The organism is Brevibacterium sediminis, assembly GCF_024895295.1.
Taxonomy (GTDB): Bacteria; Actinomycetota; Actinomycetes; order Actinomycetales; family Brevibacteriaceae; genus Brevibacterium; species Brevibacterium sediminis.
On the sequence record NZ_JAHQRN010000004.1, the window covers coordinates 86,681 to 102,689 of the forward strand.

Below are 16,009 nucleotides of genomic sequence, written 5' to 3' on the forward strand. Positions count from 1 at the left end.
GAAGAGAGCAGCGTTGCCGGATGAGAGCGGAGGTATGTCGAGCCCAAACCTGCGGTCACCTGCACTGGAGAGGTTCTACCTCGCCGCTGTCCCGAACCCGATCGCGTTCATCGACGAGTCGATGAGGCAGCCGACAGGCGCGGCGGAGGGCACCTTCTCTCGAACGCGGTTGGGTCCGGCGGAGGTCTCGTTATATCAGATGGCCGCGGTCATCTTCTCTCATGCGCGCTTGGATTCCATTCGCGAGCGATTGGTGGAAGTGGCCGACGGAACCTACTGGCATACGAACAAGAAGTTCCGCGGAAGCGACTTCGACCGCGGTGACATCGTCGAGATGGTCGAGACGATCACCGAGGAATCGGTGTGGAATGTCATTGCTGTGAAGATGCCGTTGGCGGGCAGTTCTCAGGGCGACATTGCGAGGGCCATGGCGCTGTGTCTCGGCCGGCTCGTCCGTAACCTCACGAGCGGTACCGGAGAGGGGGCTGTTCGGGGGATCGTCGCTGACAACAATAGGGATCAGAGACTCAACCGGGCAGATGAGCGGGTGGTCGATAGTTTGCGGAGGACGGGCGCGATTCACCCTGGTGTCGCCTTCACTCACGGCGGAATGGCGTTCGAACCGTTGTTGTGGTCAGCAGACGCGATCTCATGGGCGATGCAACGTGACATCGCGCGCGATGATGTCAGATTCATCGAGCCGGTTCTGCAGGAAGGCAAGTTGACGGTCATCAATGCTGTCGACGGAAAGCTCTTGAATATGAAGCACCCCCTGGGTGCTTCCGCATTCGCCAGGGGGCCGTCTTCCCAAAGGCCGGGATTATCCGGTAGCCCGGGGCATGACGTTGCTTCATCATCCAGGATACCAGCGCGTTATGCGGTCGACAACGGCGCGTTGTTTGCTCCCGGCCAGTCGGTGGGCCATGATCTTCTGCGCCAGATCCGCGCCTTGGGCGAAGCGGCTCGACGGAAGGCAGGCGGTTGAAACGATAGGTCCGTGAATATGAAGCACCCCCTGGGTGCTTCCGCATTCGCCAGGGGGCCGTCTTCCCAAAGGCCGGGATTATCCGGTAGCCCGGGGCATGACGTTGCTTCCTCTTCATCATATCGATGCCGCCTTCGGCGGACAACGGCACTCCACTGCTAGCCGTCGCTCCGGTCTCAGTCGGCATTGAGCCTCGACTCAGCGGACCAACTGGAGTCAGGAGTAACCTCGGCGGAAGAGGGAATCAGCCCCACTCGAACCGAAGGAGACATGATGACCGGAACCGACAGCACCGTTCTCTTGGCCATGGATTTTCAGAACGGCATCGCAGGTGACGACGCCTTCGCCTCGACCGGTGTGCTCGAACGCGCACGTGACGCCGTCGCCGCGGCTCGCAGCCACGACATCCCCGTCGTCTGGGTGCGAGTGGCGCTGCGCGAGGGGCATCCGGAACTGTCGGCAACGGCATCGTTCGCGCAGATCGCCGCTCACGGCGACCTTGACGAGACCCATGCCTCGACGAGCATCCACGACACCCTTGACCGGCATCAGGGCGAGCCGATCGTGACCAAGCGTCGCATCAGCGCCTTCACCGGCAGCGATCTCGAGGTGCTGCTGCGCGGCTACGGGGCATCGTCTCTCGTGCTCGCCGGAGTTGCCACGAGCGGTGTCGTGCTCTCGACGGTGCGCCAGGCCGCCGATCTCGACTTCGAGCTCACTGTGCTCTCCGACGCCTGCGCCGACCGCGACCCCGAGGTCCACGCGGTGCTCACCGAGAAGATGTTCCCCAAGCAGGCGACAGTGACGACTGTCCAGGACTGGACTGCTGGCCTCGGCTGAGCTCGGCAGCTGAAGGCTCGCGCGCGCCGACCGCTCACCTCGGCGCCCAGCGCTCACCGTATACGGAAATTGTCAACCTGTTTGATACAGCGGCGGTAACTTGAGCGGTTGGCGAAAGGGCCGGAAGCTGAACTGCGCGATCGCCTCAGTAGGGCAGTGGATTCTCCAGTCCGGAGTTGACCATCGAGCTGAATCCGCGGCCGAGCACCTGCGGGGCTGGATTCTCGATCGCCCGCGAATAGTGGCCGACGAGCTGTGAGCACACGCTCTTCCAACTCCTGGCCTGCACCTGCTCACGACCGGCGACCCCGAAGGCCCGCCGTTTCGCCTCGTCGCCGAGGAGGTCCGCCGCATGCGCTCGCATGGCACCGAGATCCTTCGGGGTGTAGAGCCACCCGGTGCGCGAGGAGTCGACGAGGTCGAGTGGGCCGCCTCGGGCGGGAGCGATGACCGGCACCTCGGAGGCCATGGCCTCCTGAATCGTCTGGCAGAAGGTCTCGAGCTCACCCGGGGCGACCATGAGGTCGAAGCTCGCCACAGCTTGGGCCAGGGCATCCCCGCCGAGGAACCCGGTGAAATGAGCCTCCGGCAGCAACCGCTGCAGACGCGTCCGCCAGGGACCGTCACCGACGATGACGACCTTCGCCCCGGGCAGATCGGTGAGCGCGGCAAGGTCTTCGACCTGCTTCTCCGCAGCCAGCCTGCCGACGAAGCCGATGATCTTCTCACCATTCGGGGCAACGCTTCGACGCCAGGCCTCGGACCGGTGACCCGGGTCGAAACGGGAGGAATCGACCCCACGGGCCCACAGTGCCACCTCGGCGACACCGAGGCCTTGCAGCTGATCGATCGTGTACGACGATGGGGCCAGCGTCAGAGAGGAATGCTGGTGGATGTTGCGGACGTGGTTCCAGAGCATGGCCTCGATGCCGTGCATTCCGTACCGGGCGGCATAGGCGGGAACCTCGGTCTGGTAGATCGCCACAGTCGGCAGATTCAGTGCCTGGGCGGCGAGGACCCCGCGCCATCCGAGGACGAACGGGCTGGCCAGATGGACGACGTCCGGGGCGAACCGCTGCAGCAGTCGGCGGATGCGGGTGACGCCGCCGGGAGCCACGCGGATGCGCCGATACTTCGGCAAGGCGATCGAGGGAACCCGGACGATGCGGGCGCCGGCGACCTCCTTCGGACCGTCCCTGCGTGTGCCCGGAGCGATGACGAGGACTTCGTCGCCGCGGTCGGCCAGATGGTCGAGGACCCGCAGGAGTGAGTGGGTGACCCCATTCTTATTGGGGAGGAAGGATTCTGCAATGATCGCTACTCTCACGACTTCCAGCTAAGGCCCGCCGAGTGACGAACGCATGACCCGAAGGCGACAGGTCGGCGACATCTGGCCGAAATCGGTCCGCACTCTCTGCGGTGACTGCAGAATGCCGGGCCGGTGTCCGGGCGCGGTCCTTCTCGGTGACTCTTCTCAGTAGCCTCGGTGTCCGGATGATGACCTGTTCGCGACGAGTCTGAGCCCCGCGTAAACTGAGGTGTCGGAAATGCTCGTGCAGCACATGGAACGAGGGGAATGGCCGTGGTCTGGTTCATCGTCGGCGGTTGCGTACTCGCCGCTCTCATCGTCCTCTTCGTCATCCTCACCGTCCTGCGCTTCAACCAGCTGTCCATGGCCCGGTCGCTGTGCGATGAAGCCAAGCGCCAGCTCATCGGCGAGATTCGCGCCCGCCACGCTCTCGTGCCGGCCTATATCGGCACCCTCCAGCAGATCGCCGGACAGGACCTGTCCCGGCTGGAACTCGCGCTCGCCTCTGCCGAACGCGCCCCCTTCGACCACCGCGGCGCTGCAGCCGAAAACGCCCTGACCGACGCCGTCGATGACGCCGCACTCATCCCCGCGGCGCTGACGGAGAGGTCCCTGAACTCGGACTCTGCCCGTCCCCAGCGGGCTGCGGTCAATGAGGAGATCGACACGACGATCCAGCTTCTGCACGGTCAGCTGCAGGTGCTCACCGAACGGATCCTCGCCGGCGCGCGTTTCTACAACACGAACGTCGAGCGCTATCACCGGCAGCGGGCGCGACTGGTCTCCCGCCTCTTCGGAGGGGTCTTCAAGCCCCGCGCCCCATTCACCGAAGCGATCGATGACGATGGCGGACCCGGAACGGCGGGCCCCGCCTCGGCGAGGACGACCCGATGACCCGCTTCCGCCTCGACCTGGGCTATCGCGGCACGGATTTCCATGGCTGGGCCAAGCAGCCGGGGCTGCGCACGGTCCAGGCCGCCATCGAATCCGGACTGGAGAGGATCACCGGCACCGAGGTGGCCACCGTCGTCGCCGGCCGCACCGACTCCGGCGTCCACGCTCGCCGTCAGGTCGTGCATATCGATCTGGGCGATGAGGCGATCGGCAAGCTCATCGGCCAGTCGAATCGATCCGCCGAGGCGGCCCTCCTGTCACGTCTGCGCGGAGTCCTCATCGCCGGTGAGTTCCACGACATCGTCGTCCACGCGGTGGCCGAGGTGCCAGAGGACTTCGACGCCAGGTTCTCTGCGCTGTGGCGGTCGTATCAGTACCGGTTGGCCGATCATCGGTCATTCATCGACCCGCTGCTGACGCAGGTGACGCCGCGGCACAAGGGCGAACTCGATGCCGAAGCCATGGCCGAGGCCGCGAGCGAGGTCCAAGGGCTCCACGACTTCCTGCCGTTCTGCAAACCCCGGGAGGGCGCGACGACGATCCGCACCCTCTACGAACTGCATGTCGCGCGCGATCATGATGCTGTGATCACCATCGATCTGCGCGCCGACGCCTTCTGCCATCACATGGTCCGTGCACTCGTCGGCGGACTGATCAAGGTCGGATCCGGCAATTGGCCGGTGACCCGCCCGGCCGAACTCATCGCCGAGGCGGACACCGGGCTGACTCCGGATGTGCCCATGTTCGTCACGCCTGCCGAAGGACTCGTCCTCACCGAGGTCGGCTATCCGGCACCCGAGGACTACGCGGCTCGCAACGCCCAGACGATGGCCCGACGCGACCAGGAATAGGCCGACGGTTCGGCGGGTCGCTGGCAGAAGCATCAAGCCGCAGCATCAAGCCGCCTTTTATCGCGCGAGTCGCGATCATGTGAGAATTCCTCTTTCCAGTTGTGAGAATCCTGTGTAGATTCACACTTAAGTAACTTTCAGTTCGCATTGGCACTGCAGGATGGAATCCGTCTTCAATCCCACCGGCACGGTTGATGTGCGCCTCACTGAACGATCGAAGGAACCGAATACATGTCGAAACTTGTGACCAAAGTGCTGGCCACGGGCGCCGCGGTGTCAATGCTGACTCTGCCCGGCCTCGCGCCTGCCATCGGGGCACCCTCTCTGGGCAACGGAAACTCCACCGACGACAGCGCCACGGCACCGAGTGAAGCGGCTCCCGCGGACCCCGACGAGTCGTCGAACGATTCGACCGACGGCAAGTCCGCGCCGTCGGACAACGCCGGCGACGAGCAGGATTCCGGCAGCGATGCGCAGTCGGCGCCCGAGGGCACCAAAGTTCAGCTGCTCAATATCACCGACTTCCACGGACGCATCTCCGAGGCAGGCACTCAGGTCGCCTCGGTCGTCGAGGAGGAACGAGCGAAGTTCGGCACCGGCGGCGACAATATGGGCACTGCTCTGCTCTCGACCGGTGACAACATCGGTGCCTCGACCTACACCTCCTCATCGCAGAACGACACCCCCACGCTCGATGTCCTCAACGCCATGGGCGTCGAGGCCTCTGCTGTCGGCAACCACGAATTCGACAAAGGCATCGATGACCTCACGGGAAGAGTGAGCGACGAAGCCGACTTCCCGTACTCGGCGGCCAACGTCTACGACAAGGGAACTCAGAACGTCGTCGACGGCCTCGACGAGTACTCCATCGTCGACGTGTCGGGAGTCAAGATCGCCGTCATCGGCGTTGTCACCAAGGACACCGCCTCACTCGTCTCACCGGACGGCATCGCCGACCTCGACTTCGGTGACCCCACGGACGCAGTCAACCGCGTCGCCGACGATCTCGAGAACCTGCCCGAGGACGAACGACCGGATATGACGATCGTCGAGGCCCACCTCGGCGCGTCGTCGACCGAGAGCCTGGAAGACGCGAAGGCGTCGAACGCGGAGTTCAAGAAGCTCGTCACCGAGGCCGACGCCTCGGTCGACGCCATGTTCACCGGCCACACCCATATGCCGTATTCCTTCGAAGCACCGGTGCCCGGAGAACCCGATCGCACCCGTCCCGTCATCGAGGCCGGCAGCTACGGCGAATACGTCGGGCAGGTGACCATGAGAGTCGACGGCAACAGCGACTGGCAGGCCAGCGGCATCGATCTCATCGAGACCGAGGGCAAGAGCTATGACTCCGAGGTCGTCGACAAGGTCGCAGGCATCGTCAGCGATGCAGAGGAGAAGGCCAAGGAGCTCGGCTCGGAGGTCACCGGCACGATCAGCGAGGACATCACCCGAGCGAAGAAGGACGGCGAAGAGGACCGCGGTGCCGAGTCCACGCTCGGCAACCTCGTCGCCGATGCGCTCAAGGAAGGCGTCGAAGAGACCCAGCTGGAAGAAGCCGACTTCGGCATCACGAACCCCGGCGGTCTGCGCACCGATCTGCTCTGCGATGACATCTACAACTCCGAGGAGAAATGCGAAGTCACCGTTGCCGAGCTCAACAGCGTGCTTCCCTTCGCCAACGACCATGGTGTCGTGACGATGAAGGGTTCGGACGTCATCGGCCTCTTCGAAGAGCAGTGGCAGCCCGATGGTGCCTCCCGGTCGTTCCTCCACCTGGGCATCTCCGATGACCTCGACGTCGTCTATGACACTGATGCCGACAAGGGCGAGCACGTGAAGTCGGTCAAGGTCGATGGCAAGGACATCGACCCGAACAAGGACTACCGGGTTGCGACGCTGAGCTTCCTCGCCACCGGTGGCGACAACTTCTCCTCCTTCGCCAAGGGTGATTTCGAACAGTCGGGACTCACCGACTTCGAGACCTGGGAGAACTACTTCAATAAGCACCAGGCCGAAGACAAAGACGTCACCCCGGATAAGAACGAGCGTCAGGCAGACGCGGCCAAGGACGTCATCGACAAGGGTGATCTGAGCGCCGAGCTGACCGGGCCGAAGGCCATCAAGCCCGGTGAGAGCGCTGAGTTCGCGCTCAAGACGAACGCGAAGTCCGAAGTTGCGGGTCCCATCGACGTCACCGTCGACCTGCCGGAGGGCTATACCGCCGAGGCGGCCGCGCAGTCCGAGTCCCGGTCTGCTTCCAGCAGCGCCACCAAGGGCAGGGCCCCCGAGGTCAGCGCCGAGGCGGCCAAGACGATCACCCTCGATTCGATCCCGGCAGGTGCGTCCGAGACTCCTGTGACGGTGACCGCGCCGAAGGACGCCTCCGGTGAGGTGACCGTCAAGGCCAGCGTGCAGGCGAATTCCGATGGTCCGTGGTGGGATGACAACCCGCTGCCGCTGGCGCATGAGTTCGAAGCCACCGCGGCAGTCGGTGACGATGCGAATGCCTCAGCCGGCGATGACGGTTCGGCCGACGGCGGCAATGCCGATGGTGGTTCCGCCGATGGCGGCGCCGCTGACGGAGGAGACAGCGCGGCCGGCGGCAATGCCGATGGCGGAGACAGCGCGGCCGGTGGGTCGGACGGTTCGTCGAACGCCGGCAGTGGGGCTGACGGCGCGAATGCGTCTGCCGACGGTGGTTCGGCCGATGGCTCCGGGGCCGATGCAAACGGTTCGAAGGACGGCGGCGACCTGCCGCGCACCGGCTTCGAGACCGTCAACATCGTCGCCGCGGCACTGGCACTCATCGTCGCCGGCACCACTGCGGTCACGATCGTCCGTCGCCGCAAGCTCAGCCTCCAGAACTGAGCCAGGCCGGCGTCAGACCGGCGGGCCGGAGAGTACTTCTCTCCGGCCCGCCGTCGTATACAGGCACATTTCTCGCGGAGCCATCCCGCACCCTTGGCGTCATCCCCACCCGGTAGTCGCACAACACCCCGGTGCACCGGGGTGTTGTGTCGCTGCGGGGGTGGTTTGCGAGGAAAGGTGGGTGCTGACGCTGCCGGTGCGTGATGCCCGCAGAGTCAGGGGCGTGACGATGAATCGGAGCCGTCGGCGTCGGCCTCGGCACCGGAGTCGGCAGGGGCCGCGCCAGCATCGCCGGCACCGTCACCGGAGGGCGTCGCCGCTGGGACCGGCGGGCGACCGGCGCGGAAGGTCTCGAGGTGAGTGAGCACCGGGACGAGGAAGAGGATGCCGACGGCCGGCACGACGATGCCCGAGTCGTTGATGAGAGTGCCGACTCCCAGCAGGATCGCGAGGCTGATCATCGCCGCCCTCAGCAGTGGGATCCGGCGGTAGGTGTCCTGGAGTCCGTTCAGTCGGAAGCGCGCTGGATCGAGCGCCATCCAGAACACGCCGATGATGACCAGCGGCAGCACCAGAGTCATCCACGACTGGGTGAGGATGTCGATGTTCATCCCGATCTTTCGAGCCAGAACGCTGAGCGCTTGACCGCTGATGATCGAGTCGAAGAACCGTCCGAAGTGCGTGCGCTGATCGGCCGGGCGCAGCCAGTCGAGGAACAGCACGGTGAGCATGACGAACCCGGCGATGCCCACCGTCAGTCCCAGCCGTTTGAGCGAGAACCGGATGCTCGCCGCGGCCAGAACGAGGTAGGCGACTCCGATGATGAGGGTCGGCACGGACCCGAACTTCGTGCCCAGACCTGGTGCTGCGAGGATGACGCAGGAGGCGAGCACGGGAACGGTGACGATGAGGACCCGATGCAGCGGCTTGGTCACCAGTGACGCGAACCCTGCGACCGCCATCAGCAGCGCACAGCAGTACAGCGCCAGTGCCGAGTTCCCGATCCCGTAGAACCGGGAGGCGATGAGCAGGGGCTCACCCAAGAGCGTCGACATCTGCAGCTGGGATCCGGTGACGACGTCGTAGGCGAGCACGGCGACGGTCACGGTGGACACGAAGAGCACCGGCCCGAACTTGTGCCGCCGCCAGGGGCCGAGGAGCGCCAGCACCCCGAGCAGCAGCGCCCACCCGGCCAGGGCTCCGAGCATCGCGATGTCCGGATTCGTCGCCCGCTCCCACGGCACGGTATTGACCAGATACGTCGAGATCGGCATCGCCGCGAATACGACACCGAGGCGGTACGCCCCGGAATGGACGAGCTCCCGGTGGTTCTTCCGCATAAACCACGCCAAGGCCAACAGTCCGATCATGAGCACGGCGACCACGGGGAAGAACCACGTCGACAGATCGTTCTGCGTCTTCACCGCCACCTGACGATCGAGGACTGCCTGATAGCGCGAATGCCAATCGGACCCATGCGCCCCCGAGGTCATCGGCGCCCCGGCCGCATTGTCCATCTCCTCGGCACCGGACAGTGCCACGAGCGTCGGTGCCAGGTCGGGCACCTGCACCAGTCCCGGCTGCCGCGTCGACGAGGAGGTGAGCAGTCCCGCCTGCTCGCCCGGGGCGACCATCATCGTCGCCTGCATCGACGAATCTTCATGCGTGCCGTCGGCGATCGATGAGAACACCACGGGAACGCGTCCTTCGCCGAGGCGGTTCGGCTGATCCGCGCTCATCCATCCCGTCGATTCGAGGATGTCCCCGACCTGAGCGTCGAGATTCTTCAGCGAGTAGCCGTCGGCGGCGGTATTGCCGAGATCGACGAGCGTAAGCTCGCCGTCTGCGGTCGATTTCGCGACGTCCGCTCCAAGGTCGGCTCCGACGGGCGACCAGTTCTCGACGCGGCCGGTTGGGGTGGCCGCGGCGATGGCGGCACCGTTGCCGAAGGCGCGGATATCGGGCACTGCCTCGGCCAGGGCCCCGAGGGAGGCATCGTAGTTGTCGCCGCGGGCCACCTGCGCGTACACGTCCCAATCGGCGACCCAGCCGTCGAGCGGAGATGCCGGTTCGCGGCACTGATCGCGGGGTTCGTCGGCGGCCCGCCGCCCTGATCCGAGTCCCAGCCAGCCGTCGACCGGGCAGCTCGTCGAGCGCACGCTGCGCGGTGTGATCGTCCCGATCTGCCCGCCCTTCATCATCACCCACAGGTGCGGTGTGGTGCGCGGATCGAGGTCCTCGAAGCTGAACCCGGAGACGTTGATCGACACGACCCCGGGATTCGCCGAGGCGGTCCCGCCGTCGCCGTCTTCCGAGGCCGGAGCCGTGCCCCCGTTCCCGCCCGCCGCCTGGGCGTCGGCTCGAGCCGACGCACCCGCGGCCGCATTCGCGCCCGTGGCAGCATCCGCGTTCGAGCCCGCGCCCGGAACCGCCTGCCCGGCTTGGGGCAGGCCGAGGACGAACAGGGCGATGGCCAGGATCCCGAGCAGAACCCGAGCGGCGGGGGAGGTCACGGGGGCTCTCATCGGTGAGCCTCCTCGGCGTGCTCAGCACTGAGCGCCAGCAGGAAGGGCAGCAGAACCATGGCTCCGGTCGAGGGCACGGCGACCCCGGAATCGGTGAGCACGAGCCCGACGCCGAGCCCGGTGGCGGCGGCCAGGAATCCATAGTGCAGGTCTGAATCGGTGAAGAGCTGGGGGAGCCGTCCGCGCCATTTGTTGACCAGGCGCCCGGTCCGGCTGCCGGCGTGGACGCGGGGGAAGTGGAGGAGGTAGCGGAGGAAGATGAGGATCGCGATGGCCGCAAGCGGGGTGACGATGGCCAGAGCCGGATTGACCTGGATGATGTGGAGGTTCGCGCCGAGCTTGCGGCCGACGACCTGCAGGGCCTCACCGGTGACGATCTGGTCGAAGAACGTGCCGAAATGTGAGCGCGCCCCGGCCGGGCGCAGCCAGTCGAGGAAGGCGATGCCGATGAGCACGGCCAGCGAAGACAGACCGATGAGGGCGAGGCGCAGCAGAGTCAGTCGGATCTTCGACAGCAGTGCCAGCAGGACCATGAGTCCGGCGAGGATGGCGATCGTGCCGCCGAACTTCGCACCCCAGGAGGGGTTGCCGGAGACGAACACGGCGGCCAGTCCGACGGCGACCGGCACGATGATCACGGCTTTTCGGTGGCCCCGCGTCCGCAGCCAGGACACCACAAGCCCTAAGAAGATGAAGAGGCTGACGATGAAGATCGCCGCACCCTGATTGCCGAGTCCGTAGTAGCGGCCGCCGACGATCGGGTTGTACCCGAGCAGCGAGTTCGCCTGCAGATGGGACCCGGTGGCCAGGTCGGTCGCGAGGATGAGCAGGTTCGCCCCGGCCAGGGCGCCGACCCGTCCTCGCCAGGTCCGACCCCATGGCGGGATGAGGGCGAGGACGAACAGAACGGCGGCCGTGCCGATGACCGAGAGGAACAGGCCGAGCCCGGGATCGGCCATCCTCGACCAGGGGAGGAGCCCGGCGAGGAACGCTCCCATCGGCAGGGAGGCCACGCCCAGGGAAACCCGACCGAGGAAGCGGTGGACGTGGGACGCTCGGGTGGCACCGCCTCGGCGGCCGAGGATGGAGCGGTTGAGCAGGACCGCGCACGCGATGAAGAGGATGTAGAAGATGACGTCGAGGGTGATGGAGAACGTCGAGAGATTCTGATGGATCGTCGTCGACTTCTGCGCCTCGGCGACGAGATCGTCGATGCGCTGCTGCGGATCATCATCGGTCGGGGTGGAGTCGAAGCCGACGGCGCGCGGGGAATCGACTTCGAGGACATCGAGGATGCCCGGCGCCAGATCGGTGATCTGCAGCAGCCCCGGGGTGCGGGTCGTCGCCGAGGACAGGGACCCGGGTTCGAAGCCGGGCCCGGACGCGATGAACGCGCGCAGCTGCGGCAGACCGGAACTGTCACCGAGGCCGGCGACGATGATCGTCGGATCCGCGGCCCCGTCCTTCGCGTTCTCCCGCACTTCCTGCAGGCGCACGCCGAGGCGGCGGTCGGCTTCGGCGACGCGGGTCTCCCGGTCGTAGTTCGGCGGAACGGTATAGGAGTAGTTCGGGATCGGGCCGAACAGCCAGGAGCGGATGCCGATCGCGCCGAGGTCGACGACGCCGAGGCGGCAGTCCGTGACCAACGCATCGTCCGTGAAGTTCGTCACCACCCCGTCTTCGTCCGCGGCGGCATATGCTGCGCCGGGGCCTTCGGCTGCGACGCAGGGTTCGAGCAGGGAGTCCGCATCGGTTGCGTCGGTGCCGGCGGGCACGGCGCTGCCGGCTTCTGTGACGGCGCGCGCGAGCATGCCGTAGTCGACGGAGTAGCCGGAGCCGATATTGGGTTCCTTGACCGCATCGAAACCTTCGATCCGAGCCGTCGTCGTTCCGGCCGCGGATTCGTCGCCATGAGCTTCGTCACTGTTCGCCGTCTCCTTCGCCGAGGCGGCCCCGTCCTCGTCGTCCACGGAACCGTCCGTGGTGGGGGCGATCATCGTCGGGCAGCGGGCCGAGTCATCGGGGTCGGCATCCTCGGCGATGGGGGAGGGACCGGCCTGCGCGCGGGCGCCCGCGCCGAAGGACAGCCAGCCGGAGGCGGGGCAGGTCGCCGAGCCGATCGTGCGCACGTTGAGGTTCGCGGCCGCGCCCTCGGAGAGCAGACGAAAGAGGTTCGGAGTGCGCTCTGGGTCGATATCATCGATGGTCAGACCCGGAATGCCGAAGACGACCGTCTGCCCAGCCGGGGGCCTGCCGGTGTCAGTGGACTGCGCGGAGGACGCATTCGCGTTGGCCGAACCGTCGGTCGGTGCCATGCTGTCCGTTGATGCCGAGCCGTCGGTTGATGCCGATGCGGAGGAGGGGCCGAGTCCGAGGCCCGCCGTCAGGAGCCCGACCAAGAGACCCAGCATCAGGATTCTCAATGCGGGAAGTCGGAAGGGCAGGCTGGAGTGAGTCGGCACAGATCAATACTATCGGCTCGGGTTTCAGCTGGCCCTGAGACCGCTCTGGGCGTTTGCTCCCCGGGGCTGAGGGCATGTATATTTGATTGTCGTTGTGTGTGCTTGTCGCACTCCCTTACATAGCCTCATGCGTTGCAGGCCCGTAGGTGAGGGGAATGCGTCGATAGGTTCACCCGATTGAAGACAACCAGCGCTTGAGACCCATTGGACTCACGACCCGATGAGGATCCGGCGCTGCACTGAACACAGATACGAAAAGAAGGCTACTTTTGCGTACGTATACAGCTAAGCCCGGTGACGTTGAGCACCAGTGGCACGTCATCGACGCCACTGACCAGGTGCTCGGTCGCCTTGCTTCGCAGGTTGCACGCCTCCTGCGCGGCAAGCACAAGACCACGTTCACTCCGAACACCGACACCGGTGACTTCGTCATCATCATCAACGCCGACAAGGTCGCGCTGACAGGTGCGAAGCTCGAGAAGAAGCGCGCTTACCGCCACTCCGGATACCCCGGTGGCCTCAAGAGCGTGAACTACGCCGAGCTCCTCGCCACCCACCCCGAGCGTGCAGTCGAAAAGGCTGTCGCCGGTATGGTCCCGAAGACTCGTCTCGGACGTGCCCAGATGCAGAAGCTGAAGGTCTATGCAGGTGCCGAGCACCCGCACGCCGCTCAGAATCCGCAGCCGTACGAACTCAGCCAGGTCGCGCAGTAAGCGCCTGAGCTCTAGACATACCGAGGAGAACCGTGGCTGATACCACCAACGCGACAGAAACTGTCGAAGAAGAGATCACCGAATACACTTCCGAGACTCCCGCATCCGCTGGCCTGGGCGAAAGCACCGCCGGTGGACGTGGACAGTCCCTGACCGCCCCCGGCAACGGAGTCGGCCGCCGCAAGCAGGCAATTGCTCGTGTGCGCCTCGTCCCCGGCACCGGTGAGTGGACCATCAACGGACGTACTCTCGAAGAGTACTTCCCGAACAAGCTGCACCAGCAGCTCGTCAACGAGCCCTTCACCCTGCTGGACCTGGGCGGACGTTTCGACGTCATCGTCCGGATCTCCGGCGGTGGACCCTCCGGCCAGGCCGGCGCCGTCCGCCTGGGCGTGGCTCGTTCGCTCAACCAGATCGACGCGGAGTCCAACCGTGCCGAGCTGAAGAAGGCCGGATACCTCAGCCGCGATGCTCGCGTTCCTGAGCGCAAGAAGGCCGGTCTCAAGAAGGCCCGTAAGGCACCTCAGTTCTCGAAGCGCTGATCTCGCTGGCGAACCGACTGCGGCTGGTCTGCCACTGAGTCGCAGTCATCGACAGTTCAGCATCATGAACATGAGAATGCGGTCCCGAACCAGGTTCGGGGCCGCATTTCTCATATCCGGACTCATCTCACACGGTCGCTGACTTAGCCGGCGTTGCGCGCGACCGCGGCTGCGGTCGGGTGTGCCGCCTCGGCGCATAGTCCGTCGTTCAAGCCTGAGCGCGAATATCGCATTGTGCACCGCACGATAAGCGCGCTCCGCCTTGAACGAACTGATCACCTTCCGCTCGTTCCCGTCGTTCAAGGCGACGCACATCTTTCGAGCTGTGCACCGCACGATAAGCGCGCTCGGCCTTGAACGGACACTCGCGACGCCGCGACCACAGCAGCCACGGCTGCGGGTGAGCCGCCTCGGCGAGGACGCCGACATCACGAGCGACACACAGCGGATCGACTAAGATCGACTCCGACATTGACGAAAGGATCTCCACTATGTCTCGACTCTTCGGCACCGATGGAGTGCGCGGACTGGCCAATCGCGATATCTCGGCCAAACTCGCGCTCCAGCTCTCGGTCGCAGGTTCACGCGTGCTCAGCAGCGGCTGGACGGGTGAGAAGCGCCCCTTCGCCGTGGTCGGACGTGATACGCGCGTTTCCGGCGAATTCCTCTCCGCCGCACTGAGCGCCGGAATCGCCTCGACGGGAGTCGACGTCCTCGACGCGGGCATGCTGCCGACGCCGGGCATCGCCCAGGTCGTCAAGGACACCGGCGCCGCTTTCGGCGTCGTCATCTCCGCCTCCCACAACCCCATGCCCGACAACGGCATCAAGTTCTTCGCCGCGGGAGGCACGAAGCTCGACGACGCGGTCGAAGACGAGATCCTCGCGATCTTCGATGAGGACTGGGACCGTCCGACCGGCGCGGACGTCGGCCGCATCTCGCGCTACCCGGCCGCTGCAGACGAGTACACCGAACACCTGGTGCGCTGTGTCGACGCCGACAATGTGCGCCCGCTGTCGGGACTCAAAGTCGTCGTCGACTGCGCTCACGGTGCGGCGTCCATCGTCGGACCCGCCGCCCTGCGCCAGGCCGGCGCCGAAGTCATCGTCTCCGCCGCCGAACCCGACGGCTTCAACATCAACGACGGTGTGGGATCGACCCACCTCGGACCGCTGCAGCGCCTCGTCGTCGAGACCCAGTCCGATCTGGGCGTGGCTTTCGACGGTGACGCCGACCGCTGCCTGGCCGTGGACTCCTTGGGGCGGGTCGTCAATGGCGACCAGGTCATGGGCATCCTGGCGATCGGGCTCAAGGAGCTCGGTGAACTGCGCGGCAACACCCTCGTCACGACCGTCATGTCGAACCTGGGTCTGAAGCAGGCGATGGACAAATACGGCATCGATACCGTGCAGACCGCTGTCGGCGACCGGTATGTGCTCGAGCGGATGCTCGCCGACGGGTATGCGCTCGGCGGGGAGCAGTCCGGACACGTGCTCATGCTCGATCACGGCACCACCGGCGACGGAGTGCAGACCGCCCTGCATCTGATGAAGCGGATGGCCGATGCCAAGCGCACCCTGGCCGACCTCGCCGCGGAGATCCCGCAGCTGCCGCAGGCGCTCGTCAACGTCAAGGGCGTGGACAAGAACAACGTCGATCACCCGCAGGTCGCCGCCGAGGTGGCGGCCGTCGAGGCGGAACTCGCGGACACCGGTCGCGTGCTGCTGCGCGCCTCGGGCACGGAGCCGCTCATCCGGGTCATGGTCGAAGCTGCCACCGAGGATGCCGCCTCCGCCCAGGCCGAGCGCCTGGCCGCGTCGGTCAAGGAGCACCTCGCGCTGTAAACGCCGAGTCACCGGCTCCGGCGTGCCTTGCGGGGCGCCATTCGCTCGATCAAGGGCTCGCTCAGATATGTCGCGGTCTTCCGCAGCATATTCGGGCGGGCCCTTGATCGACGTTGAGAGACGTAGGGTTTGCCGAGTGCGCAGTGCCGCGCCGATCGCCAGTTTCAGAGGGA

General features: G+C 65.8%; 12 protein-coding genes. 9 read left to right on the forward strand and 3 right to left on the reverse strand.

The genetic code is table 11. The annotated features are described in order from the left end of the window. The first annotated feature begins 34 nt into the window (after positions 1-34). Both KTJ89_RS10365 and KTJ89_RS10370 read left to right on the forward strand, forming a co-directional pair. Positions 35-985 (forward strand): hypothetical protein, encoded by a 951-nt coding sequence (locus tag KTJ89_RS10365; protein ID WP_259357663.1) that lies wholly within the window; start codon positions 35-37, stop codon positions 983-985. A 273-nt stretch (positions 986-1,258) separates the two neighbouring features. Continuing rightward, positions 1,259-1,825, forward strand: a complete 567-nt coding sequence (locus tag KTJ89_RS10370; RefSeq protein ID WP_259357664.1) for a cysteine hydrolase family protein — start codon at positions 1,259-1,261, stop codon at positions 1,823-1,825. Between the two features lie 145 nt (positions 1,826-1,970). Here the strand turns inward: KTJ89_RS10370 and KTJ89_RS10375 are convergent, their stop codons facing one another. Next, positions 1,971-3,152 (reverse strand): glycosyltransferase family 4 protein, encoded by a 1,182-nt coding sequence (locus KTJ89_RS10375; RefSeq protein WP_259357665.1) that lies wholly within the window; start codon positions 3,150-3,152, stop codon positions 1,971-1,973. 249 nt (positions 3,153-3,401) lie between these two features. On the opposite strand from KTJ89_RS10375, the gene KTJ89_RS10380 reads away from it, so the two are divergent. The 3 genes from KTJ89_RS10380 to KTJ89_RS10390 all read left to right on the forward strand — a co-directional run bounded on the left by KTJ89_RS10380 (position 3,402) and on the right by KTJ89_RS10390 (position 7,750). After that, entirely contained in the window at positions 3,402-4,028 is a 627-nt protein-coding gene (locus tag KTJ89_RS10380; RefSeq protein WP_259357666.1) for a LemA family protein, read from the forward strand. Further along, positions 4,025-4,879, forward strand: coding sequence for a tRNA pseudouridine(38-40) synthase TruA (gene truA / locus KTJ89_RS10385; protein ID WP_259357667.1), 855 nt, complete (start codon positions 4,025-4,027; stop codon positions 4,877-4,879). Before KTJ89_RS10380 ends, truA begins: the two co-directional genes overlap by 4 nt. 231 nt (positions 4,880-5,110) lie before the next feature. Then, entirely contained in the window at positions 5,111-7,750 is a 2,640-nt protein-coding gene (locus KTJ89_RS10390) for a bifunctional metallophosphatase/5'-nucleotidase (RefSeq protein ID WP_259357668.1), read from the forward strand. A 215-nt stretch (positions 7,751-7,965) separates the two neighbouring features. On the opposite strand, the gene KTJ89_RS10395 is transcribed toward KTJ89_RS10390, so the two are convergent. Both KTJ89_RS10395 and KTJ89_RS10400 read right to left on the reverse strand, forming a co-directional pair. Beyond that, positions 7,966-10,275: a hypothetical protein gene (locus tag KTJ89_RS10395; RefSeq protein WP_259357669.1), complete on the reverse strand. Its 2,310-nt coding sequence runs from the start codon at positions 10,273-10,275 to the stop codon at positions 7,966-7,968. After that, the gene (locus tag KTJ89_RS10400) at positions 10,272-12,590 is read right to left on the reverse strand and encodes an alkaline phosphatase family protein (protein WP_259357670.1); all 2,319 of its coding nucleotides are present in this window, start codon (positions 12,588-12,590) and stop codon (positions 10,272-10,274) included. Before KTJ89_RS10400 ends, KTJ89_RS10395 begins: the two co-directional genes overlap by 4 nt. Positions 12,591-13,006: 416 nt before the next feature. Here KTJ89_RS10400 and rplM point away from each other — a divergent pair, with 416 nt between their 5' ends. From rplM to glmM, 4 genes are all read left to right on the forward strand, one after another. After that, positions 13,007-13,450, forward strand: a complete 444-nt coding sequence (gene rplM / locus KTJ89_RS10405; protein WP_101554123.1) for a 50S ribosomal protein L13 — start codon at positions 13,007-13,009, stop codon at positions 13,448-13,450. Between the two features lie 32 nt (positions 13,451-13,482). Next, entirely contained in the window at positions 13,483-13,992 is a 510-nt protein-coding gene (rpsI, locus tag KTJ89_RS10410) for a 30S ribosomal protein S9 (protein ID WP_025779545.1), read from the forward strand. Positions 13,993-14,254: 262 nt separating this feature from the next. Continuing rightward, positions 14,255-14,449 (forward strand): hypothetical protein, encoded by a 195-nt coding sequence (locus KTJ89_RS10415; protein WP_259357671.1) that lies wholly within the window; start codon positions 14,255-14,257, stop codon positions 14,447-14,449. A gap of 34 nt (positions 14,450-14,483) precedes the next feature. Beyond that, entirely contained in the window at positions 14,484-15,836 is a 1,353-nt protein-coding gene (gene glmM / locus KTJ89_RS10420; RefSeq protein ID WP_259357672.1) for a phosphoglucosamine mutase, read from the forward strand. The last annotated feature ends 173 nt before the right edge of the window (positions 15,837-16,009 follow it).